We start from the raw sequence: 1,150 nt of genomic DNA, 5'->3' as shown, positions 1-1,150 counted from the left end.
CCGCCACCGTCGCACTGATCGGTGCCGGCGCGATCGTTGCGGCACCGGTGGCCACGCCACTGGCCAGTGCCGTCGCCGTCGACATTCTGCTGGCTGCCCAAGACATCACCATCGACCTCATCCGGCACGCCGAATCCGAGGACAACGCAGGGCACGTCCTGGGCACCCTGCCGCCGGGGGCGCCGATCACCGAACTCGGGGAGCAGCAGGCGGCCTATCTCGCCGACCCCGCGAACCCGCAGCACCTCGCCGACCCGGACTTCTACGCGGGCATCTATGCCTCGGAGTTCTTGCGTACTCAGCAGACCGCGGCGGACTGGCTGACGGCCGCGGGTGCGCCGGAGACCCCGGTGACGATCCTGGGTGGCCTCAACGAGATCAACGCCGGCTGGTTCGAGGGAGGCGACCTGAGCAACTTGCTCGTCCAGGTCGGCTACGCCTTCGCGCCGCTGATGTGGACCATGGGCAGTTTCTGGGTGCCTATGTTGGGATCGACGATCGACCCCAACGGTGTGGCGTTCAACGACCGTGTGACTGATGCTCTCCAGGCCATCTACGACGACACCATCTCCGATCCGGAAAGCTCGGGCAGCAATGTCGCCTTCGCGCACGCCGGAACGATCGCCATCTGGACGTTGATGAACGTGCAGAACCCCGACTTCGGCCTGGTACTGGACGAACTGCTCGACACCCGTAGCCCGTTGGTCAATACCGGTCAGGTCGTCATCGACGGTAACCCGACCGATGGTTGGACCCTGGTCAGCTGGAACGGGATCGAGGTGGATGCCACGCCGGATCTGTTCACCGCCCTGTTCGTCGACTGGCGCGATTTCACCACGGCGGGCCAGATCGCGACCTGGCACGTGATCGAAGCACTCCAGGGCGGCGACCCCACCGAGATCGCCGCGGCCCTGCAGACCGGTTTCGATCAGGTCCTCGACGCGTTCATCACCTTCCCGCAGGCGGTCTTCGAGACCCTCGTCGGCGCGCTGGGCGCCTAGCCCGAGCCAGTCGTTCACCCGCCTGCGCGGGGGTATTGCCGGTCCGACCGGGGATGCATGGCGTGTGTATTTACTGTGTGAGGTGGGTCACGCGGGGGGGGGGGGGGTGTCCTGACTGGCGGAGGACGGACATGCGGCGAGGGATTTCG

The 1,150-nt window shown here is 66.4% G+C and carries 1 protein-coding gene; it reads left to right on the top strand.

The window, feature by feature from the left end; translation table 11 throughout:
• Nucleotides 1–1,001, top strand: a 1,001-nt coding sequence (locus tag LI92_RS21275) for a histidine phosphatase family protein (RefSeq protein WP_082109845.1), incomplete at its 5' end; no start/stop codon positions are given.
• Nucleotides 1,002–1,150: the final 149 nt, after the last annotated feature.

This window comes from Mycobacterium sp. UM_Kg1 (assembly GCF_000972925.1).
GTDB lineage: Bacteria > Actinomycetota > Actinomycetes > Mycobacteriales > Mycobacteriaceae > Mycobacterium > Mycobacterium hiberniae.
Note: the sequence above shows the minus strand (reverse complement) of the source record. Positions and strands in the feature narration are given on the sequence as shown.